The sequence below is a fragment of the Streptodolium elevatio genome, from assembly GCF_053592165.1.
In genome coordinates, this window is record NZ_JBSFVE010000003.1 from 435521 (window position 1) to 462257 (window position 26737).

Sequence of the window (26737 nt, forward strand, 5' to 3'; positions counted from 1 at the left end):
GCAAACGCCTTCGGCCGCTTCCCGCCCGGTGGCCTCCTGGGGTGGTCGGCGGGGGCCGATCGGGGCCGAGGTACGTTCGAGGGGAATTGTTCGCTGGCGGCCGGCGCCGCCCGGGTGAGAGTGGGTGCGGGTCGTGGGACGTGTTCCGGGTGCCGCGGTGGCAGGGCTGGGCTTGGTCGGCGGGTACGCGGTGGCGCGCTTCTCGAAGCGGCGGCCGCTGGGCGGCGTCGTGCTCGCGGGCGCGGGTGCGGTGGCGGCGAGGGGCTGGAAGGACGCCGCGGGCGTACCGGTCGCGGCCGGACTGACGGGTCTCTACCTAGCGGCGTTCGGTGTCTCGCATCCGCTGGCGAAGAAGATCGGCGCCTGGCCCGCGGTGTTCACGGCGGCGGGGTCGGTCGCGGTCGCGTCGTATCTGCTGGCCGACCGCGGAGCGGCGGACGAGGTCGCCGCGGGTTCCTGATCCGAGCGCGCCTACGGACGGCCGGACCGGACGATCCACGCGTGTACGGTCCAGCCGTCGGTGGCGCGCGGCGGGACTAGCCGCGCTTGAGCGTGTCCAGGAACGAGCGCCAGGTGTGCGGGCCCAGTTCCAGGTGGCCGCGGTCACGCGCCTTGGTGTCACGCACACCGGCCGTGGCCTCCAGGCCGGCAACCTCAACACAGTTGTCACCGCCACTGCTGTAGCTGCTCTTGTGCCATGCCGTGCCGGAGCGCTCGACACCGACGTTGATAGGGCTGTTCAACCTAGCTCCTTGATGATCCGCTTGATGGCCGCTCGGCTGTCCATTGGGGACAGCGCGGCCGACTTCACGTGTTCCCATGCGGTGCGGTAGCGGTCGAGTTCGTTGTCCTCCTCAAGGTAAAGCGTCGCGGTAAGACTCTCGACGACCGCAATATCCGCGTCCAGACCCCCGAATCGCATGATCGAGAACGGCCCGTCCATCCCACCATGCGCGCCCGCAGCGGGCGGCAGGATCTGGATGGTGATGCTCGGGTGGCTGTGGGACACGTCGAGCAGGTGAGCAAGCTGACGCCGCATGGCCTCGACACCGCCCACGCGTTGGATCAGAACCTGCTCCGTCATGACAGCCCAGAGTTGCAAGGGCTCTGGCCGACGTAGCACGTTCTGACGGGCCATCCGCAACTCGACGAACCGCCGCATCTCTTCGGCCGTGCGCCAGGCGCGGCTGGCCTCCACGACCGCAGTGGCATACTCCTCGGTTTGCAGCAGGCCGGGGATGCGAAGGCCGTCGAAGACGCCGAGTTCCTTCGCGTCCTCTTCCAGGTTGAGGAAGTCCGCAAGGGGGTCCCGGACAACGTCGCGGTAGTCCTGCCACCAATTGCGCTGAGTGCCTCGCCGAGCCAACTGCGCGAGGTGCTCACGCACTTCGGTGTCGAGGACCTCGTACTTGTCCAGGATGAACGGGACATCCCGCGCAGGTAGCGCCTGCTTGCCGTTCTCGATCTTGCTGATGGCGGACGGCACCCGTTCGAGCAGCTTCGCGGCCTGTTCGAGAGTGAGCTTTCGTTCCTCTCGAATGCGCCGAAGCTCCAGCCCCAATCGGCGTCGGCGGACGGTTGGTTGCGGCCTGGCCACGGTGCCCCCTGCATCTGCGCTGCGATGACGGACACAGTGTGTCGCGCGGACGCAAGGACTGACCAGCATGGAGAAATATTTCTCGTAATTGGCATTTCGATCTATCTGCCTTGCGATATGGTCAGCGAAGGTTACGGAAAGCCACCACGCAATCACCATGCGATGCAAGATCGTTTCCACGACGCATCGCCCACCCAGCCCCTGGGGGGTGCCGTGCACGCTGAACACACGGGTAGAGACGCCGACTTGGTCTTCCGCCTGAGGCTGCCGTGCGAGTCCAGAGCAGTCGCCGCTGCCCGAGGCACGATCACCAACGTCGCCGGTCTCCTCGGCGTGGACCAGGACGTCGCGACGCTGGTCGCCTCGGAACTCGTCACCAACGCCGTACGGCACGCGTCCACCGGCGACGGCATGGTGCTGTCGGTGTACGCGAACCGCGCGTGCTGGTTCGTCGAGGTCGTCGACCACGCTCCGACCCTTGTCCCGCAACTGCCCCACGGGGACAGCTGCTTCGCCCACCTCACCGACGACGCCACGAGCGGGCGGGGGTTACCCCTGATCGTCCTGTTGGGCGGCACCCTGGAGGTCCACTCCGTCGGACAGGGACGCAAGGCCGTCTCCGCCACGCTCGACTACGAGCCGGGCATCTGACCTCGAGTGCGACTACACAGGGCCGATGAGACGACGCGCGGTGCGGAGCGCGGGCGACTGCGCGGCCAACTCGGTGAGCAGTTCGTCGGCAGCGGCTTGCACGGCGTCGAGCGGCATCGGGGCGAGGCGTTCGAACAGGAACAGGGCCCGCATGGTGGCCTCGGTGATGCGGGTGCGCGTGCACTGCCGGTGGTTCCACCTGCGGCAGGTGACGCCCAGGTCATCCACCCAGACCACCTCGCCCGCCGACGGATGTTCCACGGCGGGCTCGCCGTTGGCCACGGTCTCGAAGGTCTCGGTGCCGGTGGCGCGGATCAGGCGCGGTGCACCTGAATAGGCGTCGAGGTCCTCCCCGCCGACCGGCAGGCGGTGGGCGACGCTGACCGCGTTGTACGCGTCCACGATCCGGTTGACCTCGGGGAGACCCGCGCCCGCCCTGCGGATCAGGGCCTCGGCACTGTTGCGCGTACGGTTCGGCTTGGCGCCGAAGGCGGTGTACGCCTCGCGCCACGCCGCGATGTGCGGGTCGGCGGTGACGTCGAGGTCGGCCGCGCTCTCCGCGGCCGCCTTGAGGAGTCCACCGGACCAGGCGTCGGCGGGACCGCCGGGCAGGCCGTCCACCGCGACCACCAGGACCGCGAAGTCGGGGCGCAGGGCGTGGACGGCCGGGTCCACGAGCACGCTCGCGACGACCCGGTCCAGGTCGGGGGTGGTGGGCATGCCGGGCTTCCCTCCGGTCGTTCTGATGAACTCTACGGTAGCATTAACCGACCGCGGGCCGAGCTGAGAGCCGGCGGGTCGGCGGCATGGGACGACGAGTGCGGAGGCAGACGACGTGGACGACAGGGCCATCGTCGAGGCGGTCGCCGCCCGCGTACGCGCACTGCGCAAGGAACGCGGTTGGAGCCTCGACGTCCTTTCGACGCGCGCACAGGTCAGCAAGGGTGTGCTGGTGTCGCTGGAGAACGGCCGCTCGAACCCGAACCTCGCGACGCTGGTACGCCTGTGCGACGCCTTCGGCGAACCGCTGACCACCCTGCTGAGCGCGCCCGAACCGCTGCTGCTGCAAGCCGCCGCCCCCGAGGAGCAGTCCGTCCTGTGGACCGGCCCGGACGGCGGCTCGGGCACCCTGGCCACCGGGGTCTCGCGTCCGGTCGGGGCGGAGTTGTGGCACTGGCGCCTGCTGCCCGGCGAGCGGCACGCGAGCGAGGCGCACATGGCCGGGACCGTCGAGCTGCTGCACGTACTGAGCGGCACCCTCACGGTGACGGTTGCGGACCGCGAGGTGGTGCTGCCGACCGGCCACGCGCTGCGCATGGCGGCCGACCACCCGCACGCGTACGCCAACCTCGGTGGCGAAGTGACCGAATACACCGGCGTGGTGCTCGTTCCGCAGCGGCAACAGCCGGTCTAGTCGGCCCGGTTCGGGTGTCTGCATTGCCACGCGCCGCGCGGCTGCCTCAGACCGCGCGCAGCATGCCGTCGAGCAATTCTCCGAGCCCCGCGGCGATGTCGGTGCGTGACGGCGGGACGGACCACCCCGCGCCGGCGATCGAGTCGAACATGATGCCCTCGCACCACGCGACCAGGAAGCGGCCGTGCCGGACCGGGTCCTGCGATCCCATCGCGGCCATGATGCCGACGGACGCCTCGCGGAACGCGCGTCCGGCCTCGTCGTACGCGCCGCGCAACTCCGGCCGCCGGGTGGCCTCCAGGGCCAGTTCGTAGCGGGCGATCTTCTGGTCCCGGCCCTGGCGGATCGCCTCGCTGACGATGTCCGCCAGCAGGTCGACGACGGCCTCCCGACTGGTGGGCAGCAGCGCGGCGAGGTCGGGCGGGTTGCCGTCGGCCCCCTCGGACGCCATCGCCTCGGCGAACTCCCCCGCCTCGCGCACGGTCATCCGGGCCAACGTGACTTCGAGCAGGGCCGCCCTCGTGCGTGCGTAGTAGGAGGTCGAACCGGGGGGGAGCCCGGCGGCCTCGTCGACCGCGCGGTGGGTCAGGCCGCGCATGCCGCGTTCGACGAGCAGGTTGACGGCGGTGTCGCCGATGAGGTCCAGGCGTGCGCCTTTGCCGATGGTCACGGCCCCACCCTAACAATCATCACTACAGGCGTAGAGAATCTCGGCACTACATGTGTAGAGTCATGAGCATCGGGGCTCTACACCTGCAGAGGACGAGAGCCGGACGAGAAGAGGACAACCATGGCTGTTTCCACCCGTACCGTTGTCATCGTCGGCGCCGGGGTCGGTGGCCTCGCGACCGCCGCGGCACTGCACCGCGACGGCTGGTCGGTGCGCGTGCTGGAGAAGCACCTGCCTGTCGAGCCGGTCGGCGCGGGCATCTCCATCGCCCCCAACGGACTTCGCGCCCTCGACACCCTCGGCGTCGGCGACCGCGTGCGCGGGCTCGCGGCGATCCACGGGGACGCCTCGCTCCGCACGCCGGACGGACGGGTCGTCGCCGCCTCCAGTGCCGACGCGTTCGTACGCCGCTTCGGCGACCCGATGGTGCTCGCCACACGGGCTGCCTTGATGGAGACCCTGCTGTCCCTAGTCCCCGAAGGAACACTGCGGCAGGGCAGCGCCGTTGACGTCGACCCCGGCGACGCGGACCGGCCCGCGTCCGTCACCACCGCCGACGGCGAGGTGCACCGCGCGGACCTGGTGGTCGCGGGCGACGGCATCTGGTCGCCGCTGCGGCGCCGCCTGTTCCCCGACCACCCGGCTCCGAGCTATGCGGGCTTCACCACCTGGCGGGCCGTCGTACCGATGCCCTCCACACCGCTCGCCACCGGCGAAACCTGGGGGCGAGGAAGGGTGTTCGGCGTGATGCCGCTCGCCGACGGCCTGGTCTACTGGTACGCCGCCGCCAACCGCCCCGCGGGCGGGAAGCACCCGGACCCGCGCGCCGAACTCCTCTCCCTCTTCGGTGGTTGGCACGACCCGATCCCCGAACTCGTGGGCTCCGCAGGCAACAACGCGATCCTGCACCTGGACGTGCACTGGTCCGACTCCCCGCTGCCCGCACTGCACCGCGGACGGGTCGCGGTCATCGGCGACGCCGCACACCCCATGCCGCCCAACCTCGGCCAAGGCGGCAACCAGGCCCTGGAGGACGCGGTCGACCTGGCCGCGGTCATCGCCCATCACGGCGACGAAGTACTCGACGCGCTGCCGGAGTTCTCCGCGCTCAGACTGCCGCGCACGACCGACGTCGTACGCCGGTCCCGGCGCATGGGCGCGATGACCCAGTGGGAGTCGCGCCCCGCGGTGGCCGTACGCAACACCCTGCTGCGGCTGTCCGCCCGGCTGTCCCCCGACACCGCGATCAAGCCCCTCGACAGCATCATGGCGTGGCGCCCCTTCACCGCGGCGTGACCGCGGACACGTCGGCCACCGCCCGGCCGGGCCGGTCCTCCGCCGACCCGCCCAGCAGCCCGTCCATCGCCGCGTCGGCGTCCGCGAGCAGCGCCGACGACGACTCCAGCGAGTCGTACAGCAGCGTGACGGACACGTCGCGGATGCCGCAGAACTCGGAGATCCCGACACGGAGCGTGCGTTCGAGCACGTCGTCCCAGCCGTTGGCGACGAAGTGCTCGCGCCCGTAGCCCGCGAGGCCGACCCACGCCATGCCCTTGGCGGCCAACCGGGGGCGGCTGCGGCCGTACGCGAAGCCGTAGCCCCACACCCGGTCGATCCAGCCCTTGAGGATGGCCGGGAGGCCGAACCACCACACCGGGAAGACCACGACGATCACGTCCGCGGCGTCCACCCTCCGCTGGTGGCCCCGGACTTCGGCGGAGTAGACCTTGTCGCGGTCCGCCCAGTCCGGCTCGTCCTCCGGACCCAGGCGGGGGTCGAACCCCTCGGCGTACAGGTCCAGAACGTCGACGTCGTAACCGCCGGCGGCAAGGCGCTCCCGGGTCCGCCGGGCCACAGCGGCGGTCAGCGCATCGGAGCGCGGGTGCGCCACGACGAGCAACGCACGCGCGGTCGGAGGAAGTTGCTGCTGCACGGCGTCGGCAGTCATCGTCACTCCCCGATCCGGACGAGCATCTTGCCGGTGTTGGCGCCGCGCATCATCCCGAGGAACGCGGCCGGCGCCTGCTCGATGCCGTCGACTACGGTCTCCTCACTGCGCAGGCTCCCGTCCGCGAGCCAGCCGGCCGCCCTGCCGATCCACTCCGGGAACAAGGGGAGGTAGCTGTTGACCAGCAGACCGCGCAGCGTGATCTCCTTCGCGACCGCCTGGAACAGGTTGTCCGGCCCCGGGACGGGCTCCGTCGCGTTGTACGAGCTGATCGCGCCGACCATCGCGATACGCCCGCCGTCCCGCATGGCGCCGATCGCGGCACGGAGGTGGTCTCCGCCCACGTTGTCGAGGTAGACGTCCACACCCTCCGGCGCGGCCGCGGCCAGTTGCCCTTCCAGGTCGCCTTCGCGGTAGTCGATCGCCGCGTCGTACCCGAAGTCCTCGACCAGGCGCCTGGTCTTCTCGGGCCCGCCCGCCGAGCCGATGACACGGCTCGCACCGAGCTTGCGGGCTATCTGGCCGGCGACGCTGCCGACCGCGCCCGCGGCGGCCGAGACGAAGACGACGTCGCCCTCGCGGACCGGGGCGACCCGGGTCAGCGCGGCGTACGCGGTGAGGCCGGTCGTGCCGAGCACGCTCAGGTACGCCTCCTCGGGTGCGAGAGCCGTGTCGGCGATGGTGGCGTACGCGGCGTCGACCACCGCGTACTCGCGCCACCCCGAGAAGTGCGTGACCGTCGCGCCGACCGGCACGGACGCGTCCCGGGACTCCACGACCACCCCCAGCGCGCTGCCTTCCAGCACGGCGCCGAGTTCGAAGGGCGGGATGTAGGAGGGGACGTCGTTCATGCGACCGCGCATGTAGGGGTCGACCGACATGAGGGTGTTGCGGACCAGGAGCTGCCCCTCTCCGGGACGCGGTACGTCGGTGCGTACCAGCTCGAAGACCTCCGGCCCGGGCTCACCGACGGGACGGGCGGCGAGGCGGATCTCGGCGGAGCGGGTGGCCGCGGCGGTGTTCGACATCGTGGGCTCCTCGGTGCGCGCCCGGGCCTTGCGACCCGGGCGGTGGATCCGGCGGTGTTCCCCGCCGGTGATCCGGAACTCTGCCGACACCCGCGCACGCCCCACGCACGCTCCACGCACGGCCGGCTGTGTCCATGCCAATGAACTGCGCGCCAAAGGGATCCTGGTCAACGCGGTCAGTCCCGGCTCCTGCGCGACCGACCTCAGCCGCCACTCCGGGATACGCACCTTTGAGGAGGGCGCAGCCATCGCCGTTCGCCTGGCCACCGTCGGCGAGGACGGCTCGACCGCGCCTTTCCGGCCGAGGACGGGCCGATTCCCCGGTGGAGCCATGCCGCACCGTCCCCCCGGAGCCTGGCCGGGTGGGCCATCTGCGGGCCCGGATAGCGTGGGGGGATGTGGTTCGAGGTGTTGGGCGACGTTCGGGCGCGGACCAAGGACGGGGGTCTCGTCGCGCTGCCCGAGGGCAAAGTGCGGGCCGTGCTGGCCGCGCTGCTGGCCCACCAAGGCGCCCCCGTCTCGGCGGACCGGTTGATCGACGACGTCTGGGGCGAGGACGCCCCCGGCAATCCCGTCAACACCCTCCAAACCAAGGTCTCGCAGCTGCGCCGCGTCCTCGACCAGGCGGAGCCCGGCGCCCGCGGGCTGGTCGCCTACCTCCCGGCGGGCTACCTGCTCCAGATCGAGGACGACGCCGTGGACGCCACCCGGTTCTCGGCGCTGGTCGGGAGGGCGCGGAAGGAAGCGGAGCCGGGCGTACGCGTCGCGCTGCTCACCGACGCCCTCGCCCTGTGGCGCGGGCCCGCCTTCGCCGACTTCCGCGACGCCGAGTTCACGCGCGCCTCGGTGACGCGCCTTGAGGAGCAGCGCCTGACCGCGGTCGAGGACCTCGCCGAACTGCGCCTCGACCTGGGCGAACACGCGCTCGTCGCCGACGAGCTGGCCGACCTGGTGGCCGCGAATCCGCTGCGCGAGCGGCTGCGCGCCGCGCAGATGCGCGCGCTCTACCGCGCGGGGCGGCAGGCCGAGGCATTGGCCGCGTACCAGGATCTGCGCGAGCGCCTCGCCGACGAACTCGGTCTCGACCCCGGGGACTCGGTCACCGCGCTGCACCAGGCGATCCTGGTACGCGACCCTGAACTGGCCGCGCCCGCCGCTCCCGTGGCCTCCGCCGCCCGGCGCACCACCAACCTGCCGGCGCGCCTGGACGCCCCGGTCGGGCGCGATGCCGCCATCACGCGGGTCTGCGGCCTCCTCGACTCCTCGCGGCTGGTCACGCTGGTCGGCCCCGGCGGGGTCGGCAAGACACGCCTGGCACTCGCGGCGGCGTCCGCCCGAGCCGCGCGAACCGCCCGCGTCGGCCGCGCTGACCGCGTGGGCCGCGCTGACCACGTCGACCCCACTGACTGCGGCGACGGCGGCGACGGCAAGGCCCCTGAGGCCCAAGAGGCCCCCGACCCGTTCCCGGACGGCGTGTGGCTCGTCGAACTCGCCGCACTCGCCCCGGGAACTGCCGCGCTCGCGCCCGCGGTCGCGGCGGCGCTCGGGCTCCGCGACGACGCCGCCCACGGCTCCGCCCTCGACCGCCTCGCGGATCTCCTTCGCGACCGGCACCTCCTCCTGCTCCTCGACAACTGCGAACACGTCGTCGACGAGGCCGCCGAGTTGGCCGCGCGCCTGCTGCGCGACGCCGCCGGCGTACGCCTTCTGGCGACCAGTCAGGAACCACTGGCCGTCGCGGGCGAGATCGTCGAGGCGGTCGTCCCGCTGGAAGAGCACGACGCCGTACGCCTGTTCGCGGACCGTGCCGCGGCCTCCTCCCCCGGCTTCACCCTCGACGACGCGCGCTCCGCGACCGTCGCGGCGATCTGCCGGCGCCTCGACCACCTGCCGCTCGCCATCGAACTCGCCGCCGCACGCGTACGCGTCCTGGGCCTCGACGAACTCGCGCTACGCCTCGACGACCGTTTCCGCGTGCTGGCCGCGGGCCGCCGCGACGCCCCGTCCCGGCAACGCACGCTGCGGGCCATGATCGACTGGAGTTGGGACCCGCTGACCGCACCCGAGCGCGCCGTCCTGCGCCGGCTGTCCGTCTTCTGGAACGGCTGCTCGCTGGACTCCGCCGAGGACGTCTGCGCGGACGCGGCGCCCGGAACCGGGGCCACCACATCGGCCGTCCGGCGGTCCGAGGTCGTCGACATCGTCAGCCGCCTCGTCGACCGCTCGCTCCTGACGGTCGTGACCGGGGCCGCCGGGACGCGCTACCGGCTGCTGGAGTCGGTGGCGGCGTACGGCCGCGAGCGCCTCGGCGAGGCGGGCGAGACCGCCGAGTTCACCGCACGGCACCGGACGCATTTCACCGCCCGGGCGGAACGCGCGGCACCGCACCTGCACACCCGGGACCAGCGCGCCTGGCTGACGAGACTCGACGACGACGCCGCCGATCTGCGCGCCGCGTTGGGCGACGCGGTCGCGGCAGGCACCCGCGAAGCCCTCGCGGACGCGCTACGCCTGGTCAACGCGCTGTCGTGGTACTGGATGCTGCGTGGCCGCCTGACGGAAGCGCGCCGCGCGCTGGACGCGGTGCTCGGCTCGGTGCCCGAGACCGGGTCGGACGACTCGGCCAGGGCCGACGCCGTCGCCCGGCGCGCGGCGTTCGCGCTGCTGACCGGCGACGGAGCGTACGCCGACGCCACCGCGCCCGGCGCCACGCCCCGCGCGGCGTGGTTCCTCGCCTTCGCCCGCGTCGGCTTCGGTGAGACGGCCGACGTCGAAACCGAGCTCGCCCCCGTGCTCGACGCGTTCCGGACCGGCGGGGACACCTGGGGCCTCGCCGCCGCGCTCAGCACCCGGGCCGGCAAGGCGATCTACGACGGCGATCTGGCGGCGCTGCGGGCCAACGCGGTGGAGAGCGCCGGACTGTTCGCCGAGCTCGGCGACCGCTGGGGCCATCTGCGGGCCACCGAACAGCTCGGCGTCCTCGCCGAGATCGCGGGCGACTACGCCGAAGCGGCCCGGCTGCACCGCGACGCGCTGCGGGTCGCGGAGGAGCTGCACCTGTGGGTGGAAGCTTCGTTCCGCCTCGCCCGCCTGGGCCGGATCGCGCTGCTGACCGGCGAGTTGGACCAGGCCGACGAGTTCCACAGCCGGGCCGTGCGGCTCGCCGCGGAGCAGTCGCACGGGCCCGCCGAACAGTTCGCGGCGACCGGTCTGGCCATCGGGGCCCGGCGTCGCGGCGACCACGCACGCGCCGAGGAGCTGCTGCGGCCGTGGGTCGCGTGGAACCGCCGCCTCGGAGTGGCGGCCGGCGAGGCGCTGGTACTGACCCTCCTCGGTCTGGTGGCCGAGCAGCGCGGCGACGCCGAGGCCGCGACGTCCCTGCATCTGGAGGGTTACGCGGCAGCCGCGCGTACCGGGGACCCGCGTGCCGTCGCCTTCGCGCTGGAAGGACTGGCCGGGGCGCGTTCGCTGGCAGGCGACCACGAGCGGGCCGCCGCGCTGCTGGGCACCGCGGAAGCGCTGCGCGCCTCGGTGGACAGCCCGCTGCCCGATGCGGAGCGCGACGACGTGGGCCGCGCGGCGGCCCGGGCACGGCACGGGCTGGGCGCCGAGACGTACGCGAAGGCGGTCGACGCGGGCCGGACCATGACCCCGGACGAGCACATCGCGGCACTCACGCCCGGCCCGAGGCCGGAAAACCCTGCTGCCCGATGAGCACCCAGCAGCCAGAATGTGAGGCCGCGGCAACAGCGGGGGCCCGGAGCCGCGTCCGACGGCGCACGGCGCCACAGCGACGGTGGAAGGGGAGCGGCGGCGTGACCGACACCGTGACAAGCCTGCTCTGGTATGCCGGGCCCGCCCTCGGCGCGGATATCCTCGGCCGCCTCGGCGCACCCGTGCGCGCCGGCCGGCGCGGCCCGGCGGAACCCACCCTGCCGCCGGCCCTGCTGGAACACGCGGTGCGGAACGGTGTCGCCGACGGCATCGCCGGCGTGTACGACCGGAGCAAGCGGCAGGCCGGCGCCTGCGGCAACGCCGACATCGTCCTGCGGCTGCTCGAACTCGACGACCCGCAGGTCAACGCGGCCCTCTTCGAGAAGTCGTCGTGGGCCGCGCTGCGCCAGGCCGTCCTCTCGCAGGCCCGCTTCGCCCCCAAAGCGGACGACGACACCCCCGTGCCGCTCGCGCCCGCCGTACGCCAGGCCGTCCTCGGGCGCGGCTCCCGCGGCGACGTGCAGGCCGCGCTGTCCGCCGCCGACCCCGAGCTGGCCTTCTGGGCGCTGATCAACGGCTTCCCCGGTGGTGCGCACGGCGGCGTGTACGCGCGGCTGACCGCGGCCATGACGCTGGTCCGGCACGGGCGTTGGGCCCAACTGCGGCGCGTCCACCAGGTCGCGCCGTTCGAACTGCCGCCCGAGACCCCCCAGGACGTCGTGCGGGGACTGGCCGGCTCCGGGACCTTCGAGGCGGTCGAGCGGTTCCTCGAAGCGGAGTACGGCACCGACCGCTTCTGCGCCAAGCTGCAAGATGCGCTGCGCACCGCGCACGGCCGCACCATCGTGCGCGACGTGCTCGAACCCCCGTGGACCGAGCTGGCGGCCCGCCACGCGGTCGACCCCCTCCCCTGGGGAGCCGCCGTCGCGCTGCTCGAACACACCCGCTGCCCGCGCGAGTTCCAGGCAAGCCTGCTCGCCGCCCACCCGCGCGCGGTGCAGTCGGTGGCGCGCCCCGGGCCGGAAGCCCTGCGCGTCTGCCTCGGTCTCGGCGAGGACCAGTTCACCAAGAAGGTGCTCCTGCACGGCGTCACGACCGGGGGAATCGACGCCGCGCAACTCGTCGCCGAGGTGCGTCCCGCACGCCTGGCCGTCACCGCCCTGACCCACGGCGGCATCGAGGCCGTCGCGACGCAGGCGGCCGCGGCGCGGCTGGTACGCAGCCTCCTCGTCCCGCTGGTCACCGAGCACCCCGGCGCCTGGCGGGCGCTCTACACGGCACTCCCCGAATTCGACGGAACCGTAGCGGAGTTGCTGGCCTCCATAACCGCGGTTTCGCACCCGGTCGGCCGTACGGGGGGACCGCCTGCCGAACTGCCCCGGCCCGGACGGCAGGCCGCCTGGGCGTACGCCGTCCTGGTCGGCCTCGTCGACGCCGAACACGCTTCGCACGCCCTGGTCTTCCTGGACGACCTGCACCTCGCGCCGGTCGCCGGAAGCCGCGAACTGCCGCAGTCGGTGGCCGACCATGTCTGCGCGCAGGGAGGGCCGGTGTCGCGGCGCGTCCTCGCCGGGAACCCGGCGGTCCGCGTGGACCTGATCGAGACGCTGGTCCTGGGTGGCGACCGGACGATCGCGTCGGCGGCCTACCGCAACCCGCGCTGCCCGATGGCGCTGCGGCAGTACATCCTGTCCGTCGACGGGATCGACGACGAGCTGCGTACCGAACTCCTCGAGGAGTCCCGGGCGGAACGGCTGTGGCCGCTGCTGGCGAGCACGGACGCCGCGTTGCTGCGGCACGTGGCGTGGGCTTCCGTGGGCGAGTTGGGCAAGTGGGCACGGCTGCGGGCCGCATACCGGCTGGCCGAACTGCACGGCGTGGGCGCGCTGGAGGGCGTGCCCGACGACGAGGAGGTCACCGCCGCCCGCAGCAGCGGCCTGCGGGTCCTCGACGCCCGGCTGCGCGAGTGCGACGCGCAGTGGCTCAAGGTGCTCACGCAGACGACGTACCTGCCCTACCGGCGCGAGGCGGGGGGCGTGCACGGGGCGCTCGCGGACCCGGGACTGGACTGGCGGGCCGTCATCGCGGCGGCCCGACGCCGCGAGATCAACGAAGCCGTGCTCCACGAGCTCTCCCAACGGCCGGACTGCCCGATGGAGTTGAGCCGGGTGTGGCGCGGAGCGCACGCGGCACGCAAGTACGCGGTCGGGGTCGGCCGCTCCGCCGCGGTCCTCCGGCACCGGCCGGTGGCGTTGGAGATCCTCGCCGAGGGGCCGGAAGCGCGGTTCGACGCGGCGACCGCCCTGGACGGCGGCTCGCTCACGGCCGAGGAGTACCTCGCCGCCGGCAACGCCGCCGACGTCGTGGACACCGGCGCGGCGTCCGCCGGGCCGCTCGCCCGGCTCGTCGCGCGGGTGCTGCAGGACGGCCTCGGCGACGCGGTGGACGCCTGGGTGGTCGTGGCCCGGTTGCTGGTCCAGCGCCCGACCGCGACGCTGGGCGAACTCGTGGCCACCGCACGGGCGGCGGCATGACGGCGGCGGACCATCCGCTGCTGCGCCACGCGGCGCGGGAGACCATCGGCGCCCTGACCGAGCGCCTGGGCCTCGCGCCGCACCCCGACCCCGGCCCACCCGCCACCGCCGATCCGCACGACGTCATCACGCTGCTGCGCTCCGGCCGCGGCAAGGACCCGCGCTATGTGCTGGACGGCGTCGCCGTCGTCGACTGGGACCTGATCGTGTCCGAGCACCGGCGTGCGCCGCTGCCGGACGCCATCGGCGCGGGCCTCGTCGCCCGGGCCGACTGCCCGCCGTCCGCGGCGCTGCACCTGGTGGTCGCGCACTCGACCAACCGCCGCGGCCTCGGCACCGCCACACTCGCCGCCGCGCTGCGCCGCGGTGCGGTGACGCCGCGCCAGGTGATGTTCGAGGCGACACCCGGCTGGTCGGCGCTGCGAGTGCTGGAGAAGTACGCGACGGCGTACGGCGAATGGCTGCATCCCATCCGCCAAGTCCTCGACGACGCCGCGGCGCTGCTGCCCGGCGACGACATCGCCGCCTGGTGGTGGCTCCTCGCCCAGGGGCCTGCCTTCCGCGGCACGTTCCCCGAGTTGTGCGCCGCGGCCATCGCCGCGGGCCACGAAGAGAAGCGGCCGCGGGGATCCGGGCAATTCCTGCCGGGCCCCTCCGCCGACGCCGGGCGGGCGGCGCGCAGGCACGCCTCCGCACCCGAGTTCCCGCAGGGCGCCGTGCACCGCGACCTCGCCAACCCGTCCGGCCTGCTGTCCCGGGCCCGCGGCGACGTCGCGGCCAAGCTCATCGCGACGATGCCGATGCCGCTCATCAGCACTTTCCTGGAGACGCCCGCGCTGCCCGCCAAGGTCGTCATCCCCGCGCTGCGCCGTGCCCCGCAGTTGACCGCGCAGCTCGTCCGGCAGGCCGCGCGGTCACCGGACACCCTCCGCGCGCTGCTGGCGCTGCGCGACCCCGAGGTCAACAGCGCCCTGCTCACCGAAGTGCCCGACCGGCCGGAGCTGGCGTCCGCCGTGTTCCGCGCGACGCGACGCGACGGCACCCGTCCCGTCCCGCTGACCCCCGCCGCCCGGTGGGAGGTGCAGAACGCCACGGGTACAGGCTCCGACGCAGGAGCCAACCGGCACGCGGCCGCGGTCCACGGCCACTATCCGCAGCTGATCCGCGCCACCTTCGAGCAGTTCGGCACGCGCCTCGGCACCGCCATGACGCTGCGGGGACTGCTCGGCCTCTGGGAGTGCCAGGCGGCAGGCGCGCTGGTGGCCGAAGTCCTGGACGCCGACGCGGACGAGGGCGACGATGCGGCCGACGCCGAACACCCGGCCCCCGGCGGACCGCGCGCCGCGGGCCCCGGCGCCAAAGGCCCGCGCCCCGGTACTCGGGGCGGCGGTCACGGTCGCAAGGCCGACAACGACCGCCCGGTGGTCCTCGACAAAGCGGCGGCGGCCCTCGCCCGCACGGCCCGCACCTCGACGGACGGGTACGCGGTGCTGCGCGCCGACGTGGAGCGGCACGAGCGGCCCGAGGCGCTGGTCGCCGCAATCCGCCGCGACCCCGGACTCGCCGCCCGTCCGCTGCCCGACGCCTTCTGGCCGGTGGCCGCCGACGAGCACGCCCGGGAGCCGTTGCCCGAACCCGCCTTGCGCGAACTCGCCGCGCGCGACGCGTGCCCCGACACGCTGGCGCTGGACGCGTGCCGCCTGTTCCCGGACCTCGCCCACCAACTCGGCGGCCGCTCGCGCGCGTACGCCCTCACCGCCGCCCGGCACCCGCTGCACCTGCAACCCTCGGCATGGCAGACGCCACGCAACGCGTGGTACCTCACCGCGCTCGCCGAAGGGGCCTTGACCCCGGCGGAGTTCGTCGACCTCACCGGGCCGGCGCACACGATGTTCGAAGCGCTCGGCGACGTACGCGCGGTGCTGCCCGAGGCCCACGAAGCCGCGCTCGGGCACGTACGCCGGCTCCTCCTGGACGCGCTCCGCGACGACGCCGAGGCGTGGGCCGTCGCCGTCCACCTCTTCCCCGATTTCGTCGGCAACCTGCCCGAACTGCTGGCCACCGTCAAGGCGGTGACCGCGTGACAAGCCATCCGAACGAACTCGCGCTGCTGCTGGACGCCTGCGCGGCCGCCGACCTCGCCGCGGCCCTGGCCCGGCTCCCCGTCGGAACCCGCACGGACATCCTGCGCCACGGCGCCGCCCGGCACCCCGCACTCGTCAGCTGGGCGCTCGACCACGGCACAAGCGACGAACTGCGCGCGCTGGCCGCCAATCCCCGCCTCGACCGACGGCAACTGCACCTGCTGGCCGACTGCGCCGACCACCGGGCGGTGAGCGCCGGGCGACCCGTCGACGGCGCGCTGGCCGGCGCCCTCTACCGGCACCGCAACGCCACGCCCGCCTTGCGGCGAAGGCTCCTCGATGCACCCGTGCTGTCCGACGAAGTGCGCGGCTGCGTCATGCACATGACCGCCAGGGCCCTGCTCGCACCCGCACTCGACTGCCCGCACCCGGAACTCGTCAAGCGCGCCGAACTCCTCGCGCGCGGCCCACACGGCAGACGCCCGCCGAACACACCCGCGGCCCTGTACGCCTGGTTCAAGGGCACGACCTATACCTCCCCCAAGAGCCACGCGCTGCTTCGGGGACGCATCCCGCTCTTCCGGCCCGACAAGTGGACGCCCGCCGACTGGGCCGAACTCACCGCCCTGCACGACGCGGACCCGCTCGACCCCGCCCCGTGCAGCGTGCTCGCCGAACTCCCCGAGTGCCCGCGCGACGTCGCGCTGGCGCTGCTCCGCGACGACTCCGGCGACGACGTCCGGGCCGACACGCTGCTGGCGGGGCTGCGCAGCGGGGCGTTCACCGCGGCGGACGTCGTACGCCGCGCACCGCACGCACCGCATGTGCTGCGCGCCTTGGAGGCGTTCGACCGGGACTGCGACACCATCGCGCATTCACTCCTCGTCCACGACCTGCACCGCGAACTCACCGCTCTGGTGCGGCGATCACTGGGCGACGACCCGGCGGTGTGGCGGGCGCTCCTGGCGCATCTGAGCGCGGACGGGTTCCCCGGCACGCTGCCCGACCTCGCCGCCGCGGCCCGGACGGCACCGGCGCCGCCGTACCCGCAACGCCCCTGGCCGCACACGCAACAGGTCTCCACCTCGCCGTTCGTGCACCTGCTGCGCTTCGCCGACCCGGCCGCGATGTCCGGCATCCTCGGCGCGCTGGACCCGCACGACCTCGGGGAGCTCGCGCACTACGACATCCAGAAGCCGCTGCCGGACGCCCTGGTCGACGCCTTCCTCGACCACGCGGGACCGGGGGTGCTGGAGGTGTTCGTCCCGCACCACGCGCACCACGACCGAACGCGCGCCTGTCTGCTGCGGCGTGACGACCCGTCGGTCAACGCCGCACTCCTGCGCGGCAGCGACGTACCGCGCCGGACCTGGTACGAGATCGCCGCCGGCACCCCGCACTCCCCCGAGGCCGGTGGCGGGCGTGTCCCGCTGCACCCCGACGTCCGGTCCTACCTGCGCGGCGAAGGCTCCCGAAGGCCCGGCGGCGGCAGCGCGATGCGGTTCGCCGTGCACACCCGCGACGCGGACCTCGTGCCGGCCGCGCTGCGCAGGCCGCTCACCACCGCGCACCAGATCACCGCCTGCCGCTTCCTCGCCGAAACCGGCCGGATCACCGAACTCGCCGAGCTGTCCGGCCGGCACGGGCCGCTCGACCCGCTGCTGGGCACCGCGATCCGGCGCACCCTCGCCGTCCGCGGCCCCCGCGCGCTGGGCCGGCGCCTGGCGGCACTCGACCGCGCCCAGGCCGTGCACGACCTCCAGCACGGGACCGCGGAGGCCGTGCACGCCCAACTGGAACGCGACGAGCCGCCGCCGTGGCAGGAGATCCAGTCGCTCGTGCTGACCGGACGCCTGCCGGTCCGCTCCCGCGAACTGCTGGCCGAGCACCCGGACCTGCCGGACGCCGTGGCGATCGCCCTGCTCCGCGCCGACGACGGCACGACCGCCGTGCCGTTCGTGCTCGCGCCGCGGTCGCGGACCTGGGCGACGGCCGCACTCGGCCTGCTGCCGGTGGTCCCGATCTGGATGGACGGGCGCCTGCACCCGGACCTCCTGTGGTCCGCCCGATGCCTGGAATCCGGCGCGGTGACGGCCGAGGACGTGTTCGCGCTCGGGCGCCCGGCACGGTCCGTACTGCGGTTGATCGGGGCATACCCGTACGAACTGGGCATGCTGCGCGGGCACCTGGCCGACGAGGCGGCGCGCCTGACCGCCGACCGGCCGGACACCTGGGCCGTCGCGGCGGCCCTGCTGGGCGAGTTCACCGGGACCCTCCCGGAACTCCTCGCCACCGTGGCGGCGGCCACCGCGCCCACCGCCTGACGGCAACTGACCGGGCCTTCCCCGCGTCAATTGCTTGGACGGGTGTCACACGTGCCTGGAACGATCGACCCAGCGCGAAGGGAGGTGACCGGCATGGCCTACGGATCGACCGACAAGGCGAAACCGCTGGTCGTCGAGCTGACCGACCGGCGCGCCCTGGAGGCGTACCAGCCCGCCGACGAGGCCACGGTGGCCAAGGCGTTCGAACTCAAGGAGCAGGCGCTCCTCGACTTCGGCATGCAGGCGAGCGTGGTCGCATCGTGGCTCTACACCAAGTGCCACCACCAGATCCCCACCACCGCGATCGACACCGCGGCCGTCATGGCCTCCGGTGACGGAACGTGCCTGCTGCTGTACAACCCGGACTTCTTCGTCGCGCTCGGACTCGACGGCGTCAAGTTCGTGCTGTTCCACGAGGCCCGCCACCTCATCCAGCGCCACCTGTTCGCCGACCCCGAGCTGCGCGCCGACCCGGTGTTCACGCTCGCCGGCGAGGTGACCATCAACCACGTAGCCATGCGCAGGCTCGGGCGCGACCAACTGCCCACCATCCGGCGCACCGACCCGGAGACCGGCGAGGAGACCGAGGAACCGACCGGTGTCGACCCGCGCAAGGTGCACCAGGCGTACGTCGACGACCTCACCGCACAGGGCCTCGAACCGCTCGCGTACGACCAGTTCATCGAGACCGACGCGCTCGTGTACGCCGAGCTGAAGCGCATGAAGGACCCGCCCGTCCCCCCGCCGCTGTGCGTGCACCTGGTGCTCGGCGACGGCACGGGCGAGGGCGACGGCCTCGACGCCGAGACCACCGCGCGCATCTCCTCCGAGGTGCTGCGCGCCGTCCTGCTGGCTGCCCGCCGCGGCGTGCGCCTGGCCCGTGAGGAACTGCTCGAACTCCTCAAGCGCACCGACGGCGCGACCGACAACGTGTCCCGGCTCTGGGGCGACCTGGGCGCGGGGTTCCTGCGCGGCGAGACGCAGAAGACCAGGCGCGTGGACTGGTGGCAGCAGTGGCTCGTCGACGTCCTGGCGTCCAAGCTGCGCGACGGCGAACGCCTCGTGTACCCGAAGAAGCGCGGCGCGCTGCTGGCCACCCTCGGCCACGACCCGATGCTCGCGCGGCGCGGCCAGGAGCGCACCAAAATGGTCGTCGTGGCGTACGACACATCGGGCTCCATGCCCGCGCACGTCGTCGACTGGCTGACCGAACTGGTCGGCCACACCGACGGCGTGGAGGCGCACTGGCTCAGCTTCGACGGCGCGCTCATGCCGTTCAAGCCCGGGGAGCGCGTCTACGGAGGCGGCGGAACCGACTTCCAGCAGGTCGCGGACTACGTCGAAGGGCGCCTGGCAGTCGCCGGGCAGCGCTTCGAGGACACCGCCGACGCGGTGCTCATGCTCACCGACGGATACGCGCCGCACATCACCCCGGCCGAACCCGACAAGTGGATCTGGCTCATCACCGAAGGCGGCGACGAGTGGCCCGAGAGCCACAACCCGCCGATGGCGTGCCACCGTGTTCTCACCGGAGACCGGTGACCGGACCCGGGCCGCGTCCCACGGCCCGGCTCGCCGGCCGCTCCCCGACCCGGCACGCGCATCCCGAACCCCCGTTTGCGGAAGGACCCATGACGATCACCGCCGACACCCCGCAGACCGGCGGACGGACCGCCCGCCCGCGCTGGAAGGCCACCGCGACCTTCCCCGAGCCGCCGAAGGGCTGGAAGGGCGTCTCGAAGCTCGAGGAGTTCATCGACGCGATGATCGAGCTCGGCCAGACCGGCCAGATCTTCGGCGAGCACGGCATCGGCAAGACGGCGACGTTCTTCACCCACATCCCGGACAAATACCCGGACACCACGCTCGTGTTCGTCCCCGCCGCGAACCTCACCCCGGACGACCTGCTGGTCAACACCCCCGTCCGGGACCCCCGCACGAACGAACTGGTGCTGCGTCAGCTGATCATGCGTCAGCTCCGGCCCGGCGGAAAGTTCGTGCTGCTCATCGACGACGCCCTGCAGGCCGGCGAGACCATCCAGTCGCAGCTGATGCAGGTCGCGTGCAACTGGACGCTCGGCGAGTTCGACCTGCGCGAACTCGGCTGCATCGGGGTCTTCCTGACCGACAACGAGTCGCTCACCGAGACCGCTACCCGGCGCAGCGACCTGGCGATCCTCGACCGCATGGTCACCGTGAAGATCAGCGCGACCGACACCTCGTGGCGCATCAAGCTCGCCGAGCGCTTCGCGCACACCGACCTGTCCGGCGTGTTCCGGATCTGGACCGGCCTGTCCCCGGCCCTGCGGCAACTGCTGTCGCCGCGCACGCTCGAGCACATCATGGACTGCGCCCTGGCCGGGTTCCCGCTGGAGTGGGGCCTGCCGCTGCTCAACGGCGAGCGGCTGCGGCTCGTGGAGGCCCTCAAGGACGGCGGTGCGGGCCCGGACCGGACCGACGAGACGCTGGACCGCATCGCGGCGGCCCTCGGCGTACGCAACCCCGAGCACACCCCCGACGCGGTGCGCCGGGTGGTCCGCGAAGCGGTCGCGCGGCGCTGGGCCGTCCTCATCCAGGGGCCCCCCGGCTGCGGCAAGACCGAGATCGTGCGCGAGGTGGTACGCGAGGAGCTGGGCCACGACCCCATCTACTTCTCGCTCCCGGTCACCAACGTCGAGGACCTGTGCGCCCCGGTGCCGACCGTCGACGGCTCGCTGGACAACCTGCTCGCGCAGCGGTTCACCGCGCCGGGCGACAAGGTCATCGTCTGGGACGAGTACAACCGGCCCAAGGACAAGTCGGCGTTCGCCAAGCTGATGGAGATCACCCAGGAGTGGTCGATCGCCGGGCGGCGGATCCCGGGGCTGCGGGCCCAGATCGCGCTGCAGAACCCGCCGTACCACCTGGGCCGCAAGATGCTGGTGGCGCGCAACAACATCGCGCAGGCCACCCGCTTCACGGCGTCGTTGCACGTGCGGCCGGAGGACATCCCGGCGAACGAGTGGCTGATCGCGACGTACGGCCCGATCGCCGAGACGGTGTTGGAGTGGTGGAAGTCCGACATCGACGACGAGGGCCGCGAGTGGATCACCAAGCGCACCCTGGAGCGGCTGATCAAGCTGCACCGCCGCGGCATGAACCTGGAGATGGCCAAGGTCTACCTCGGTGACGGCGAGTACGCGCCGGTGCCGCTCAACGCGCTGGAGGCCAGGCTCGCCGACAAGCCGCGGACCGGGCTCGGCGACCTGACCGACGATCTGGAGGCGTGGGAGGAACGCCTGCGCGCCGGCAACGAGGTGTCGGGCGAGGGCACGAACGACACCGACACCGTGCACCAGGTGCTGGCGAACGCGGAGTTGTCGCAGCTGCGCGAGCACATCGACACGGTCGCCCGGCTCCTGGCGTGCCTGCCGCCGAAACTGCGCTCGAGCTACCTGGTCGGCCAGTCGGCCGAGAAACAGCGGTTCTGGATCGACGCGTTCGCCCGGATGCCGCGCAAGTAGCGCACGTAGCGGGTCGGTTCGCCCGGCCCGCTACACGAACGGCCGCGCCGTACCGCCCCGGGCCGCCCTGCCGTACGCTCCGCGGTCGCGGTGCCGGACGGATCCGTCCCCGCCCCCCGGCCCCGCCTGACCCCGCCCGCCCGACGAACCCGGTCTCACTGCGGTCTCACCCCGGGCGGTGTACGGCGGCAGCGCACAACGCGGCCAGTTCGGGCAGCGTCCCCTCGAAGTCCGGGAGAAGCTGCGCGAACACGGCCCACGCCTCGGGATCGGTGCCCAGCGGCACGAGGACGCCGTCGGCGATGGTCGCGCGCACCTGCGGCCCGGCCCCGTCCCGGCAGTGCCAGCGCAGTGATTGCAGCGCCGCGATTGCCGGGCGGCCGATCAGCACCGGGTCCTCGGGCGGCAAAGCACGCGTCCACTCGTCGTAACCGGTCTGCGGCAGCGGGTGTTCGCGGATCCGCTCGGCCGCGGGCAGGTCCCACGCCTCCGGCTCGGGCGGCGGCTTGGCCGGTCCGCGCTTGCCCCGTTCGAACCGGGCGCGTGCCTCGGTCAGCCCGTCGATCGACCCCTGCGCGAGTGCTTCGTCCGCCACCGAGCGCACGGCTTTCGGGAACGCCTCGGGCACCGACGTGAGCACGCCCGCCACTTCCCCTGGGCCCACGCGCTCCCACACGCTGAGCAGGACGTCGATCAGGTCGATGCGGCGCAACTTGCGGCACTCTGGCAGCGCCTGGCACACCACCGCGGGATCGCCGCAGAACACCAGAGTCGTCGCCTCGATGTGCTTCGGCTCGTCGACGACCCGCTGCCGCAGCTCCGGATCCATCGGCCTGCGCACGCCGCTCATCGGGGAGTGCCCGGCGAACACCTCGCGACGGAGGGCGGCACTGACCCCCGCCTTGTTCCACGCGAGGATGCGGTCGAACTCGGCGTCCTCGTACGCCTGTATGCGCCGGGCCTGCTCGTCGCGCAGGTGCTGGTGCGAGGCGATCTTGCGCAGCAGCACCCGGTGGCCGGTGCTGTGCGCCAGTTCGAGCAGGCCCGGCGCTATCGCTACGTTGCCGGGGATGAGGTCGGCGGCCACTTCCTCCGTCATGTGCGGGAGCAGGACGCCGACGTCGTCCGCGTCGAGTCGCCGCAACAGATAGAGGAGAGCGGGCCGGACGCGGGCGGGCGGCGAGATCTGCGCTGTGGGGGAAGGGTCCTCGGCCGCCGCGGCCAGGGCTTCGGGCAGTGTGCCCTCGGCGGTTCCAAGGATGACCGCCAGGCGCGCCCACGCGTGTGGGTCGGCCTTGACGGTGCTGTGCAGCAGCGGGCGTACGACCGCGTTGGCCGCGTTGTCGTCGTGCAGCGTCGGCGCATGGTCGCGGGTCAGGCGCGCAAGCGCCTGGGTGGCGACGAGCGCGGGACGCAGGTGTGACGCGAGGTCTTCGGCGGTGGCCGCGCCCCAGGCCAGCACCTCCCTCGCCGGCTCCACCAGGTGGTCGACCGAGCGCCAGATCCGGTCGGGGCGGTGCAGCAGCGGCGCGAGGTCGAGGGTGGCGACGGCGGACCGGTGCCGGTAGTGCGGACGCACGCGGGCGCTGTAGGTGAGCTCGGGGTGTGCGGTGAGCAGTTCCAGCGCTTCGTCGCGTGTGCAGGTGGACTCGCGGATGCGGTCCCGGGCGAGGTCGGCCGGGCCGCGCGGGTCGCCTTCGTCGAACGGTGCCGCGGCGACCTCCTGGTCCCATGTCGCCACGCGCCGGTGCATGTCCTCGGGCTCGGGCGGCGAGAAGACGGCACGCACGACCGCCTCACCGCCGGACTCGATCAGCGTCCTGAGCTGATGCGGCGTCAGACACGCGTTGCACGCCAGCGCGGCACGCTCCTCGTCGCCGCCCGCCTCCGCGACGACGGCCACGAACCCGTCGGGCACCGGGGTGTGGGCGGCGAGCTGGTGCGCGAGGGCGCCCGCGCCGTACAACGCGGTCATGCGGGTCAACGCCGCCCGGGCATGCGCCGGTTCGCGCTCGGCGAGCGCGGCGAGCAGCAGGCTGACGGGTGGCGCGCTGGTGGACGACGCGATGGCGCTCATGATCCCCCGATTCCGGCAGGGCGACGGGCTGGTCCGAGTATGCCCGTCCACCGCGATCACGCCGATCGCCCGTCCACAGCTGTGGAAAACTCCCGGCACCGCCCTGCCCCCCGCGGGGGGCGCGGTCAGCGGCGGCGTTTGGCGGTGCCGAAGAGGCTGCGGGTGATCTCGCGTACCGCGGTGTTGAGCATGCCCTTGACGGCCGAGTTCTTGAGGACCGACTCGACCGCGCTCGGCTCCTGCTTCTGACGCCGCGACGACGGAGCGGGAGACGGCGCGGACGACGGCGCCTCGGCCTTCGCCCGCTGCTCGGCCTCGGCCTGGGCGGCGGCCGCCTCCGCCGCGGCCTGCTGGGACGCGGTGAGCTTCTCGTACGCCGACTCCCGGTCGATCGCCGTCCCGTACTTGCCGAGCAGCGGCGACGCGTTCACGATCGCCTGCATCGCGGCCGGGTCGATCTGCGCCATCAGCGACTCGGGGGCACGCAGGCGGGTCCACGCGACCGGCGTCGGGGCGCCCTTCTCGGACAGCACCGTGACGACCGCCTCGCCGGTGCCCATCTGTGTGAGGACCTCCTCCAGGTCGTACGACGACTTGGGGAAGGTCGACACCGTGGCCTTGAGCGCCTTGGCGTCCTCGGGGGTGAAGGCGCGCAGCGCATGCTGCACACGGTTGCCGAGTTGGGCGAGCACGTCGGAGGGCACGTCCTTCGGCGTCTGCGTCACGAAGAAGATGCCGACACCCTTCGAGCGGATCAGCCGCACGGTCTGGGTGATCGCGGTCAGGAACGCCTTCGACGCGCCCGTGAACAGCAGGTGCGCCTCGTCGAAGAAGAACACCAGCTTGGGGCGGTCCGGGTCGCCGACCTCCGGGAGGTCCGCGAACAGGTCGGCGAGCAGCCACATCAGGAACGTGGAGAAGAGCTGCGGCTTGTCCTGCACGGCGGGAAGTTCGAGGACGGACACCAACCCCTTGCCGTCGGGGGTGGTGCGCAGCAGCTCGGCGGTGTCGAACTCGGGCTCGCCGAAGAACACGTCGCCGCCGCTGTTCTCCAGGGTGATCAGCGACCGCAGAGTGACGCCCGCGGTGGCGGCCGAGAGCCCGCCGATGTTCTTCAGCTCCTCCTTGCCCTCGTCGGAGGTGAGGAACTGGATGACCGCGCGCAGGTCCTTGAGGTCGAGCAGTTCCAGGCCGCGCTGGTCGGCGAAGTGGAAGACCAGGCCGAGCGACGACTCCTGCGTCTCGTTGAGGTCGAGGATCTTCGCCAGGAGCGTCGGACCGAAGGAGGTGATGGTGGCGCGGATCGGGATGCCCGGGCCCAGGCCGCCGAGCGAGAAGAACTCGCACGGGTAGCCGTGCGGCTGCCAGTCCTGCCCCACGTCGGCGGCGCGCGAGGTGACCTTGTCGTTGGCCTCGCCGGGCTGCGCGATGCCGGACACGTCGCCCTTGATGTCGGCGAGGAAGACCGGGACGCCCTGCGCCGACAACTGCTCCGCGATCAGCTGGAGCGTCTTGGTCTTGCCGGTGCCGGTCGCACCCGCGACCAGGCCGTGGCGGTTGAGCATGCCGAGCGGGATGCGGATCTGCGCTTCGGGGTGGCCCGTACCGTCCACGACGAGGGCGCCGAGGTCGAGGGCGGGGCCGGTGAAGGCGTATCCGGCGCCGACCGTGGCGACCGCCTCGGAAGTTTTCGCGGAATTCTCCGGGGAGTCCGGTGCCGCCGTGCCGTCGCTGCCGCCCTTGGCCGCCATGGGTCTCCTCCAGCGTCGCCATCCATTCGTACCATTACGCGAGAAATATCCCATTTGGCGATCCGGCCGGGCCACCCGGCGCGCCCGTTCGGGTCGCCCCCGAACCGAGCTCGCGCAGAAACGAGTAGCCGATGCGCGCGACGGCAGACACCCCGGCCCCGGTAGGCTGACCCCTGTGATCTTCAAGCGGATCGGTGACGGCAAGCCGTACCCGGACCACGGGAGGTCGGGTGCCCGCCAGTGGGCCGACATCGCCCCGCGGCCGGTGCGCCTGGACCAGCTCATCACGACCAAGCGACAGCTCGACCTGGACACGCTCCTGGCCGAGGACTCGACGTTCTACGGCGACCTGTTCGCCCACGTCGTGAAGTGGCAGGGCGACCTCTACCTGGAGGACGGTCTGCACCGTGCGGTCAGAGCCGCCCTGCAGCAGCGCCAGGTCCTGCACGCCCGCGTGCTCGAACTGGACTGACGCGGGGCCGGTCCGGGCAGGCTCCCGACGACACCGAGGCCCGGTCGTACGCGCGGCGCAGCCACCCCAGGACCACCCGTCAGGGCTCACCCTGACGGCCCAGCAGAACCCGGTCGCACACGACGCGTCCCCGCGCGGATCCGCGCAGGTCGGCGTTAGTCTCGGCAGCACGGCGGGCTGGAACCGACGCCGGTTCCGGTACGCAACAGACCGCCCTGACCACGCACGTGTGGCCGGGGGTGCGAGGAGGATGGGGGCGCGTCGATGAGCATGCTCACTCCCCGCGGAATGCGGGGGCAGTACAAGATCACCGGCAAGCTGTACCCGCGGATGACCCGCCGCCGGCGCAAGTGGCCCGTCATCGTGGCCTGCCTCGTCGCGCTCGCGGTCCTGAGCACGGGTGCCTGGGCGGTCTACCACTACACCGCGGACGACAAGAACAACTCCGCCGGCAAGCAGTGCACGCCGAAGCCCTCCGGCTCGCCGACACCGCCCAACACGCAGCCGGTCGCCCAGACCGGTGCCCCGGTCGGCGCCCCTGCCGACCTGCCGGCCGCGAACACCATCAAGGTCAACGTCTACAACGCGACCGACCGCACCGGTCTGGCCAAGACCGTCGCCGACGAACTCAAGGCGCGCGGCTTCGTGATCGGCACGGTCGCCAACGACCCGCTGCGCCAGCCCAAGTCGCCGGTGATGCCCGGACCGGGCCAGATCCGCGCGGGCGTGCCCGGCAAGTCCCCGTCGTCGGTCGTGGGCGCGCACGCGGCGGGCATGCAGCCGGTCGAGGACGCGCGTACCGACGCCTCCGTCGACCTCGTCCTCGGCGAGACCTTCCAGGCCCTGGCCACCCCCGACGCCGCCGCGGCGGCGCTCGCCCCGGCCGCCCCCGCACCGGTCGGCCCGGCCCCCGCGAACTGCTGACCCGAACCGGCCGCCGTCCCTCGCTCGTCATGCCCCGCCCCGCGGG

20 protein-coding genes are annotated in these 26737 nt (G+C 73.0%); 12 read left to right on the forward strand and 8 right to left on the reverse strand.

The genetic code is table 11. The features are described 5' to 3' along the window. The first annotated feature begins 133 nt into the window (after positions 1 to 133). On the forward strand, positions 134 to 460 hold the full coding sequence (locus ACWD12_RS09550; RefSeq protein WP_450099031.1) for a hypothetical protein: 327 nt from the start codon (positions 134 to 136) through the stop codon (positions 458 to 460). A 76-nt stretch (positions 461 to 536) separates the two neighbouring features. Here ACWD12_RS09550 and ACWD12_RS09555 read toward each other — a convergent pair whose 3' ends face one another. Further along, positions 537 to 743 carry a DUF397 domain-containing protein gene (locus ACWD12_RS09555; protein WP_450099032.1) on the reverse strand — a complete coding sequence of 69 codons (207 nt, stop codon included), beginning with the start codon at positions 741 to 743 and terminating at the stop codon, positions 537 to 539. Further along, positions 740 to 1777: a Scr1 family TA system antitoxin-like transcriptional regulator gene (locus ACWD12_RS09560; protein WP_450099033.1), complete on the reverse strand. Its 1038-nt coding sequence runs from the start codon at positions 1775 to 1777 to the stop codon at positions 740 to 742. The genes ACWD12_RS09555 and ACWD12_RS09560 overlap by 4 nt, the downstream gene beginning before the upstream one ends. 66 nt (positions 1778 to 1843) lie before the next feature. Between ACWD12_RS09560 and ACWD12_RS09565 the strand changes: the two genes are divergently transcribed. Further along, a complete protein-coding gene (locus tag ACWD12_RS09565; RefSeq protein ID WP_450099034.1) occupies positions 1844 to 2248 on the forward strand; it encodes an ATP-binding protein in 405 nt (134 codons plus the stop codon). A gap of 12 nt (positions 2249 to 2260) precedes the next feature. Here ACWD12_RS09565 and ACWD12_RS09570 read toward each other — a convergent pair whose 3' ends face one another. Continuing rightward, positions 2261 to 2968: a B3/B4 domain-containing protein gene (locus tag ACWD12_RS09570; RefSeq protein ID WP_450099035.1), complete on the reverse strand. Its 708-nt coding sequence runs from the start codon at positions 2966 to 2968 to the stop codon at positions 2261 to 2263. Positions 2969 to 3083: 115 nt separating this feature from the next. Between ACWD12_RS09570 and ACWD12_RS09575 the strand changes: the two genes are divergently transcribed. After that, complete coding sequence (locus ACWD12_RS09575; protein WP_358356067.1) at positions 3084 to 3662, forward strand: helix-turn-helix domain-containing protein; 579 nt, start codon at positions 3084 to 3086, stop codon at positions 3660 to 3662. A gap of 46 nt (positions 3663 to 3708) precedes the next feature. On the opposite strand, the gene ACWD12_RS09580 is transcribed toward ACWD12_RS09575, so the two are convergent. After that, a complete protein-coding gene (locus tag ACWD12_RS09580) occupies positions 3709 to 4332 on the reverse strand; it encodes a TetR/AcrR family transcriptional regulator (protein WP_358356069.1) in 624 nt (207 codons plus the stop codon). A 120-nt stretch (positions 4333 to 4452) separates the two neighbouring features. Between ACWD12_RS09580 and ACWD12_RS09585 the strand changes: the two genes are divergently transcribed. Next, positions 4453 to 5628, forward strand: coding sequence for an FAD-dependent monooxygenase (locus ACWD12_RS09585; protein WP_450099036.1), 1176 nt, complete (start codon positions 4453 to 4455; stop codon positions 5626 to 5628). Here ACWD12_RS09585 and ACWD12_RS09590 read toward each other — a convergent pair. Both ACWD12_RS09590 and ACWD12_RS09595 read right to left on the reverse strand, forming a co-directional pair. Continuing rightward, on the reverse strand, positions 5615 to 6280 hold the full coding sequence (locus ACWD12_RS09590; protein ID WP_450099037.1) for an NAD(P)H oxidoreductase: 666 nt from the start codon (positions 6278 to 6280) through the stop codon (positions 5615 to 5617). The two genes, ACWD12_RS09585 and ACWD12_RS09590, sit on opposite strands and share 14 nt — an antisense overlap. Positions 6281 to 6282: 2 nt before the next feature. Then, positions 6283 to 7308 (reverse strand): NADP-dependent oxidoreductase, encoded by a 1026-nt coding sequence (locus ACWD12_RS09595; RefSeq protein ID WP_450099038.1) that lies wholly within the window; start codon positions 7306 to 7308, stop codon positions 6283 to 6285. Between the two features lie 396 nt (positions 7309 to 7704). On the opposite strand from ACWD12_RS09595, the gene ACWD12_RS09600 reads away from it, so the two are divergent. From ACWD12_RS09600 to ACWD12_RS09625, 6 genes are all read left to right on the forward strand, one after another. Then, on the forward strand, positions 7705 to 11022 hold the full coding sequence (locus ACWD12_RS09600) for a BTAD domain-containing putative transcriptional regulator (protein ID WP_450099039.1): 3318 nt from the start codon (positions 7705 to 7707) through the stop codon (positions 11020 to 11022). 101 nt (positions 11023 to 11123) lie between these two features. Then, on the forward strand, positions 11124 to 13556 hold the full coding sequence (locus ACWD12_RS09605) for a hypothetical protein (protein ID WP_450099040.1): 2433 nt from the start codon (positions 11124 to 11126) through the stop codon (positions 13554 to 13556). Further along, positions 13553 to 15640, forward strand: coding sequence for a hypothetical protein (locus tag ACWD12_RS09610; protein ID WP_450099041.1), 2088 nt, complete (start codon positions 13553 to 13555; stop codon positions 15638 to 15640). Before ACWD12_RS09605 ends, ACWD12_RS09610 begins: the two co-directional genes overlap by 4 nt. Next, complete coding sequence (locus ACWD12_RS09615; RefSeq protein ID WP_450099042.1) at positions 15637 to 17964, forward strand: hypothetical protein; 2328 nt, start codon at positions 15637 to 15639, stop codon at positions 17962 to 17964. Before ACWD12_RS09610 ends, ACWD12_RS09615 begins: the two co-directional genes overlap by 4 nt. A 93-nt stretch (positions 17965 to 18057) precedes the next feature. Next, positions 18058 to 19506, forward strand: coding sequence for a DUF2201 family putative metallopeptidase (locus ACWD12_RS09620; RefSeq protein WP_450099043.1), 1449 nt, complete (start codon positions 18058 to 18060; stop codon positions 19504 to 19506). Positions 19507 to 19595: 89 nt separating this feature from the next. Next, entirely contained in the window at positions 19596 to 21467 is a 1872-nt protein-coding gene (locus ACWD12_RS09625) for an AAA family ATPase (protein ID WP_450099044.1), read from the forward strand. Positions 21468 to 21633: 166 nt separating this feature from the next. Here the strand turns inward: ACWD12_RS09625 and ACWD12_RS09630 are convergent, their stop codons facing one another. After that, entirely contained in the window at positions 21634 to 23544 is a 1911-nt protein-coding gene (locus ACWD12_RS09630; protein ID WP_450099045.1) for a hypothetical protein, read from the reverse strand. Between the two features lie 125 nt (positions 23545 to 23669). Further along, entirely contained in the window at positions 23670 to 25295 is a 1626-nt protein-coding gene (locus ACWD12_RS09635) for a helicase HerA-like domain-containing protein (RefSeq protein ID WP_450099046.1), read from the reverse strand. 175 nt (positions 25296 to 25470) lie between these two features. On the opposite strand from ACWD12_RS09635, the gene ACWD12_RS09640 reads away from it, so the two are divergent. Together ACWD12_RS09640 and ACWD12_RS09645 are read left to right on the forward strand one after the other, a co-directional pair. Further along, positions 25471 to 25767 carry a type II toxin-antitoxin system VapB family antitoxin gene (locus ACWD12_RS09640; RefSeq protein WP_358356092.1) on the forward strand — a complete coding sequence of 99 codons (297 nt, stop codon included), beginning with the start codon at positions 25471 to 25473 and terminating at the stop codon, positions 25765 to 25767. A gap of 264 nt (positions 25768 to 26031) precedes the next feature. After that, positions 26032 to 26691 (forward strand): LytR C-terminal domain-containing protein, encoded by a 660-nt coding sequence (locus tag ACWD12_RS09645; RefSeq protein WP_358356094.1) that lies wholly within the window; start codon positions 26032 to 26034, stop codon positions 26689 to 26691. The last annotated feature ends 46 nt before the right edge of the window (positions 26692 to 26737 follow it).